The organism is Oribacterium sp. (assembly GCF_057249185.1).
Genome location: NZ_DBHIGR010000127.1, coordinates 1 through 6,854, shown reverse-complemented (window position 1 = coordinate 6,854; position 6,854 = coordinate 1). Strand labels below are relative to the sequence as shown.

At 42.1% G+C, this 6,854-nt stretch carries 8 protein-coding genes; 1 reads left to right on the top strand and 7 read right to left on the bottom strand.

Translation table 11 applies throughout. The features are described from left to right. From ACO4PX_RS07610 to ACO4PX_RS07580, 7 genes are all read right to left on the bottom strand, one after another. On the bottom strand, positions 1 to 966 hold a 966-nt coding region (locus tag ACO4PX_RS07610; protein WP_485572172.1), incomplete at its 3' end, for an oligosaccharide repeat unit polymerase. After that, the gene (locus ACO4PX_RS07605; RefSeq protein ID WP_485541072.1) at positions 884 to 2,062 is read right to left on the bottom strand and encodes a CdaR family protein; all 1,179 of its coding nucleotides are present in this window, start codon (positions 2,060 to 2,062) and stop codon (positions 884 to 886) included. The genes ACO4PX_RS07605 and ACO4PX_RS07610, both read right to left, overlap by 83 nt. Further along, complete coding sequence (gene cdaA / locus ACO4PX_RS07600) at positions 2,063 to 2,947, bottom strand: diadenylate cyclase CdaA (RefSeq protein ID WP_485572171.1); 885 nt, start codon at positions 2,945 to 2,947, stop codon at positions 2,063 to 2,065. Positions 2,948 to 2,981: 34 nt separating this feature from the next. Further along, on the bottom strand, positions 2,982 to 3,890 hold the full coding sequence (locus tag ACO4PX_RS07595; RefSeq protein ID WP_485572170.1) for a hypothetical protein: 909 nt from the start codon (positions 3,888 to 3,890) through the stop codon (positions 2,982 to 2,984). A 20-nt stretch (positions 3,891 to 3,910) separates the two neighbouring features. Next, positions 3,911 to 4,555, bottom strand: a complete 645-nt coding sequence (locus ACO4PX_RS07590; RefSeq protein WP_455017768.1) for a hypothetical protein — start codon at positions 4,553 to 4,555, stop codon at positions 3,911 to 3,913. Then, entirely contained in the window at positions 4,555 to 5,856 is a 1,302-nt protein-coding gene (locus tag ACO4PX_RS07585) for a tetratricopeptide repeat protein (RefSeq protein ID WP_485572169.1), read from the bottom strand. The genes ACO4PX_RS07590 and ACO4PX_RS07585 overlap by 1 nt, the downstream gene beginning before the upstream one ends. Continuing rightward, positions 5,853 to 6,008, bottom strand: a complete 156-nt coding sequence (locus ACO4PX_RS07580; RefSeq protein ID WP_007156354.1) for a hypothetical protein — start codon at positions 6,006 to 6,008, stop codon at positions 5,853 to 5,855. The genes ACO4PX_RS07585 and ACO4PX_RS07580 overlap by 4 nt, the downstream gene beginning before the upstream one ends. A gap of 202 nt (positions 6,009 to 6,210) precedes the next feature. Between ACO4PX_RS07580 and ACO4PX_RS07575 the strand changes: the two genes are divergently transcribed. Then, positions 6,211 to 6,708, top strand: a complete 498-nt coding sequence (locus ACO4PX_RS07575) for a COG2426 family protein (RefSeq protein WP_485572168.1) — start codon at positions 6,211 to 6,213, stop codon at positions 6,706 to 6,708. Positions 6,709 to 6,854 lie beyond the last annotated feature (146 nt).

Below are 6,854 nucleotides of genomic sequence, written 5' to 3'. Positions count from 1 at the left end.
ATTTTTCATTTCAAAGATTCCCATAAGATAGGAAACGGAATGGGCTCTTTCTATTGTAAGAAAAACATAGGCAGATACCAAAAAAAGAAACAACAAAAGCAGGTATCTTTTCCGAATCCGTAAGCCCTGATACAGGGCAGAAAACACAAATAAAAACAGGGAAAAGAGAAGCTGAAAGCGGGACACCAAAAGGATGGGTAAGAGAAGCGCTAAAAACAAACTGATGCCTGAAAACAGATTCAGTCTGCCCTCTTTTTGATATAAAAAGGGAAGAAGCATAGGAACCAGCACAAAAAGAGTGGTGAAATAATGAAGCCCCTTTAGATGAAAATAAGAATATGCGTGGGGGGTATGCTCCGTAAATAAAGGAATATAGCCAAGAGCCAATGCCTCTATCGCAAATGAAAAATAGGAAATCAAAAGAAGGCCCAAAATACAAAGCTTTAAAAATTGTCCTTCCGTAAAGTTCCACCGATATTTTTTATCGGATAAATCCACTTTCTTTGCTTCTTCCGAGAAGATTTTTTTATTTTTCTTAGAGCGAAGAGCCGCGAATTCAGATAAATACACTCTACCGTGATAAGCTAAAAAGAATAAAAGATAAGCCAAATAATAGCTTAACCAGGTATAAATGGTCCAGGGAGAAGAAAGCTTACTAAGCTGTAAAGTAGCCACACCCTCTCCAAAAAGTAATCCCAAGGCAAACAGACCGGGTAAAGTCACACTGCTTCCCTCTCTCTCTCTTTCCCGAAGAAAAAGATAAAGAGACAAAATCAGAAAGCAGAAAAAGGAAAGCACGGCATATCCCTTTTCCTTCAAAAGATATGCCATGCCATACAATATCGTATATAAGCAAAGGTCAAAAAGCAGACTTTTTCTACAGTTATTTTGTTTTCCGTTCAGCGCTGGGGCCTTTGTTTTCTGTAGATTCTCCACTATCCGCTCCGCTTCCTTTACTATCTCCATTACCGCTTCCCTTTGTTTCCGCCGGGTTTTCCTCCTCTGTGGTCTTCGTGCTTTCCGAGGATTTACTGCTTTCTGTTGTGCCCTCCGTACTCTCTTCCGTAGTACTTGCCTTGGTATTCTGCTCCACCTCTTCCTTCGTGCTTTCCGGAAGCTTTTTGATAGTGGCATGAATATAGACTGTACTGTTGGGCTCTGCCAGAGACAAACCGCTGGGCAAATAATCCTTAAGCCGCAGGCTTACACTCACATCCTCCTTGGCATTCGATACATCCAGGGCAGGAAGAGTCAGTTGATTGAGTCCTTCCAAAACAGATTCACTGCCGGAAACACTGATGCTTTTGGGAGAAATCTGAAGTTCCTCCACCGTATAACCGTTTTGTACGTTTCCTTCCGTTGTGGCGGATAGAATAAGATCCTTCTTCTTGTGAATCACCACCGTATAATCCACCTGCTCCTGAGACAGACTGACATTCGGCAGATTTTGAATAATCTTTCCGTTAGCATCGTAGAAAACAATCTTTCCCGTACCATCGGTATTTTGATTCATGCCGTCCACATTGACTACCAGCCCCAGAGAAGATATTCTTCCCACGGAAGACTCCGGACCGTTTACATAAATGGTGGTAGGATCAACAGTAATGGACGAAACGGTATAACCCTCAGCCACATTTCCCTGTTGATGCACCTGTAAATCAAATTTTTTCTTTTGTAAATCCTCTATGCTGACATGAACAACGGAAGGTCTGGCCACAATATCGGAAATGCTGGAAGCATTTTCCTGATTGACCAGCTCCACATAGACCGGTACGGATCCCGTAATGGAATAATCGCTTAAATCAATATAGGCCTTAAAATCGGAAGCCTTTACAGAGGAAGCCAGATTGCTTCGCACGGTATAACTTACAGCCACCGTACTCCGATCCACTTCCCAGGTTTTATTCTCCGCGGAAAAGGTATCCTGATTCAAAATCTGTAATTCCACGGTTCTGCTTTCCTTTTGTTCCGGATTGGACACATTGAAAACAATCAACCAAAGCAGCAAAGCCAGAACCACACTCACCAGCTTTAATATAAGATTCTCTTTAAAAAACTTCATTTATCTCTCCTCCTTTTTTCTGGGAAGAATGCGGGAAAATAAAGTTTTCTTCTGCTCTTCCTGCTCTTGCTTCGGAAGATATCGTATTAATTCTCCTGCCTCTTTGACATGTAAAAGCTTTCCCTGAAAGGCTACGGAGATTCGTCCCGTTTCCTCGGATACTACCAGGGTAATGGCATCCGTACTTTCCGAAATTCCCAGTGCCGCCCTATGTCTGGTACCGTAGGCCTTGGATATTCCGGTATCGGACAGGGGGAGATAACAGGTGGCGGAAACCACTCTGTCTCCGGAAATCACAACTGCCCCGTCATGTAAGGGAGTATTTTTTTCAAAAATATTAATGAGTAAGGCCGCCGTTACTATACCATCCACATAAATACCGGTATCCTCCACCTCTTTAAGGCTTTGGTTTTGCTCAATAACAATCAATGCACCGGTCTTATATCTTGACATTTCCTGACAGGCCGAAATCAATTCTTCATTAACTCTGAAGCTGCCTTTGCTATCTTCCCTTTGGAACTGCCCGAAAAGATTCTTAGAGCCTAATTGCTCCAAAGCCTTTCGCAATTCCGGTTGAAAAATGATAACAGCCGCAATAATAGCCGCTGTGGAAATTCTTTCAATTAACCAAACAATCGTATTCAAACGGAAGAAAACGGCAAATGCCGTAAACAAAAGAAGCACCAGAATTCCTTTCAGTAACTGCCAGGCTCTTGTGTTCTGAATCCAAAGAAGGACGACATAAATAATCCCTGCCAAAATTGCTATTTCCACAAGTCCTGACAGACTAAACGCAGGAAGTAAACTTACCCACCCCTTAATCTTTGTAAAGAAATCCAATTCCGATACCCCTTTCTCCTCGTAGCAACAAACAGTCAAGTTCACACAAAAATTCTCTTTTCTCTATGGAGAAAAGTCATTAATCCGAAGAAGGAAAATGTTCTCCTTTATTCTTCGGTACAGCCTTTACAAAATAGTAGTAATCATCGTCTTCCATCTGCAAAAATTTGGTTCCCCGGTAATCCACATCATGGAAGAAAAACAGGGTGAATACAGACAACAGGGCGGAAATGATATAGGCAATAATGCTAATCAAGAAGTTCATTTTCAAAGAAAGCAAAGGATACAATACCCAAAGCAATGCCTCCATGACCAGCCCCACCGTTACCGCAATGTGCCAGGAATACTGAAAGCTTCCGTTTCTCAGCAGATAAACCGTTACTACCACAGCAGAAAAAAGAACCAATACAAGAATCATTTCCTTGTCTTTAAAAAAGGGAAGAAGGGTTTTCGTCAAGGATTCCAACTGTTCCGTAAGGTCTGCAGAAGCCGTAAAAAGCTTTTCATTCTGCTGAATAAAGCTGAGGTAAAAATATAAAAAGCATCCCAAAGCCAGAGGTAAAAAGGCCGTAAAGCCCATAGTCAGGCCCACAAATATCGGTAAAAAATAATGGATTTTCAAAAGAAAGCAAAAGGGCATCAAGGCAATGAGGATGGCATATTTTCCTCTGATACTACTTTGCAATAAAAACAAGAACAAAAAGATGCCCCCGGAAACAATCAAGAGCAAAAGAGATTGCTGATAAAAATAGGACATCAATATTACGCCCAGAAGCATCGGTAAAGTCGAAAAGGGAAGAAAAAAGGATATCAAACTAAAAAACAAAAGAAAAATCGGATGCGCCAGCTTTCCCACCATGGAAAAATGGCGGGTTAAGGAAAAAAAGATAAGAAAGGCCAGGCAGGAACGGAAAATAGGAACCATCCAATAATCCTGCTGTCCATATATTTTTTGACATTTTTCTTTAAAAAGTCGAAAACCGTTCATACTCCTACTCTCTCCCTATCTTACTCGTCCAACCAATCCGCCTCATCATCCAGCCACTCTTCTTCTCCCTTTGGTTTGGGAGCAGCATTTTTCTGAACAGCTTTTCCTCCGTCCTTCAGCCTTCTAGCCTTAGCCAATCTTTCCGATCTTGTATAAAGCGGCGCTAAATCCAGTTTAGCTCCCTCTTTCTTCATTTGCAGTACCACTTCCTGAGCCTCTTCTCTGGCTTTTTGAACGATAGTGTCTTTCTCCTCCTTTTTTCTAAACTTTTCCGTTCTCTTTGCTGTAGACAAAAGAAGCAGATCCTCTAAGCGTTCACGGTAAAGCAGACTGTCTTCATAGGCTCTTTCATAGGAATAATAGGACGCAATGGAAATAAGCACAATGGCACAAACCATGCCCAGGAAATAGAGAAGGGAAATTCGCTTTCCCAAATCCATCATATACTGAAAATCTAGCTTTTGGAGAATGTTTTCTATTTCCATAAGAAAATAGGCAAACAGAAGCAGGAAGAAAATCCCTGTATATTGAAGGATTCCCCGCAGTACCCGATTGGAAATATAATCTTCCCTATAGTACTTGGCCGTATCCAGAGCCTCCTGCCCTATTTCCTTTTCCAGCATGGCGACCTGCACCATGGCTATGATTTTCCTCTGATCCAACATCAATATCCCCTTGCCTGTCTGGCCCTTTCCGCATAAGGCGAACTTGGGAATTCCCCTACCACGGAATCAAAGTTCTGATTCGCCTCCGTAGTATTGCCCATGGTTTGCTGTATTCTTGCCAGCAGGAATAAGTTCTCCGCCTCTCTTCGAATCTTTACACTCCAGCTATAATCCTGTAAAGCTTCCTCCAGACGGCCTGCATTCCATGCTGTACTGCCCAATTCCTGCAAACGAAGGTACACACTTCCCTCCATCTGGGACTTAATGGAAGATAGCATGGAGACCAGACTTTCATCCGTAATGGCGCTTTGATCCAAGGCAGTATACAACTGAGCCGCCTGTGTCAAATCCCCTGTGGAAAGAGCATTGTTAATACCTACAAGGCTCTGATATTGCGCCATAAAGGAAGCATTTTGGTTCTCATAGCGATCCAGCTTTTCCTTCATTTCATCATACTCTTTTTGCAGACTGGCATTGGCCGCTGACAAATCACCCATTTTCTGATTCGCAGCATCCAGCTTTTCCGTATAGGATATCATTTCCTGATTGTTTTTGCTATTGGCTCTTCTGATTCCTGCCGGAAGCATCAAAAGATAAAAAACAAAAAGGGCAATCACCACTCCCAGAAGGAGCAGGGCAGAAACCGCCCAGGGGGAAATCTGCTTAACCTCCTGGGGCATCATCACATCATCATCCATCATTTTCCTATGGGAAAAGACATTCCGTAGGCGGCTCTGCTCCACCTCCGCTCTTCCGGTCTTCTTCTTCACATAGTCCATAAGAACGAGAGCCTTTGGATTGTTTCTGTCAATCTTCAGCACCAGATAAAGACTCTTTCCTGCCTTTACCCACTCGCTTCTTCTCATGTAGAGAAGAGAAAGTAAGATATGAGCCTTCACATAGTTCGGACTGTCTCCGATAACCTGATTCAACTGAAAAACCGCTAAGTCTTCGTTATTATGCTGGGCATAGTCCAAGGCTTGATTGTAACGCTTTACATTATCAGAGCAAATGCGTAAAATCGCCGGTTTTCTTTGAATCTGCTCCAAAAAATAATCCGCAGGATTATCCTCCGGCAAAAGATTCATGCTGATGACCCATTGCACCAAGGCATCCGCCACTTCTCCCATCTCAAAAAAAATAAGCCCCAACAGATTTCTTGCTTCCCTTTGGTACTTATCAAAATGCAAGGCCTTCTTCAACAGCTCTGCGGCACCGCTTAAGTCCCGAAGTCTGGCTCTTTCCAGTCCCAGGTTATAATAACAGTTGGCTATCCGTTCCAGGGTAATATCATATTTCATGACGGATCGTTCCCCTTCTTTAAAGCCTCTTCCATAAGCTGTGTCATCAAATCATTCATATCGGTAAGGTCCACCTTGAGAATGGCATCCTCTAACTGATCCACATCCAAGCTTGGTTTAAACCTCTTTATCTCATCCTCGAAATTAATCATTGCACTCCTTTATTTATAAAACTGCTCAATTTTAAAAAAAGAACAGTTTGCACTTTACTTTGCAAATGTGCAGTTTTTGTGAAAAGCATTGACTCCCCTATACTTCTTCTATAGAATCCCAAACAGTTTCAATGGGAAAATGCCTTTGCATGAAATTCTAACATAAGTCAAAATGGCATTCAAGTTTAGAGAAAAGGGAATTATGGAAAGTTTTATTACATTTTTTACAGCACATTTTGAAAAATTTCTTTCTCGGGAAATGATGGTCTTCTTTTTATCCATGATGCCCGTTATCGAACTGCGTGGCGGTTTGATTGCCGCCTCCTTACTGAAGGTAAATTATATACAAGGCTTGCTATATTGTTTAATCGGAAATATCCTCCCCATCCCCTTTGTCCTTTTCTTCTTTTCCAAGGTTGTGGAGCTTATGGAGAAGTCTTCCATCACAAGACCTTTGGCATCCTGGTTTAGGAAAAAAGTAGATAAGCATAAGGATGCCATTGATAAGGTGGACTTCTGGGGTCTGGTTCTCTTCGTGGGAATTCCTCTTCCCGGTACCGGCGCATGGACCGGTGCCATGGTAGCCAGCCTTTTAAAGATGAATCGAAAAAAGGCGTTCTTAGCCATCGGTATCGGAGTATGCCTTGCGGCAGGGATTATGTCCCTACTCAGCTACGGCTTGTTGGGGAAGCTGGTATAGAGGAAAGCCGGTGTAGAGGAAATCCGGTGTAGAGGAAAGTATCTACGAAAAACTAAGAATTTTCGGTTTTATAAGAAATTTTCATGTAGCTTTTATGATAAATTTTTAAGGATTGACATAAATTCACAATAGTTATATAATGCAGA

Coding starts and splice junctions, on each gene's coding strand:
- ACO4PX_RS07605 (WP_485541072.1), bottom strand. CDS start 2,062: ATGAAGTTTTTTAAAGAGAATCTTATATTAAAGCTGGTGAGTGTGGTT.
- ACO4PX_RS07595 (WP_485572170.1), bottom strand. CDS start 3,890: ATGAACGGTTTTCGACTTTTTAAAGAAAAATGTCAAAAAATATATGGA.
- ACO4PX_RS07590 (WP_455017768.1), bottom strand. CDS start 4,555: ATGTTGGATCAGAGGAAAATCATAGCCATGGTGCAGGTCGCCATGCTG.
- ACO4PX_RS07585 (WP_485572169.1), bottom strand. CDS start 5,856: ATGAAATATGATATTACCCTGGAACGGATAGCCAACTGTTATTATAAC.
- ACO4PX_RS07580 (WP_007156354.1), bottom strand. CDS start 6,008: ATGATTAATTTCGAGGATGAGATAAAGAGGTTTAAACCAAGCTTGGAT.
- ACO4PX_RS07575 (WP_485572168.1), top strand. CDS start 6,211: ATGGAAAGTTTTATTACATTTTTTACAGCACATTTTGAAAAATTTCTT.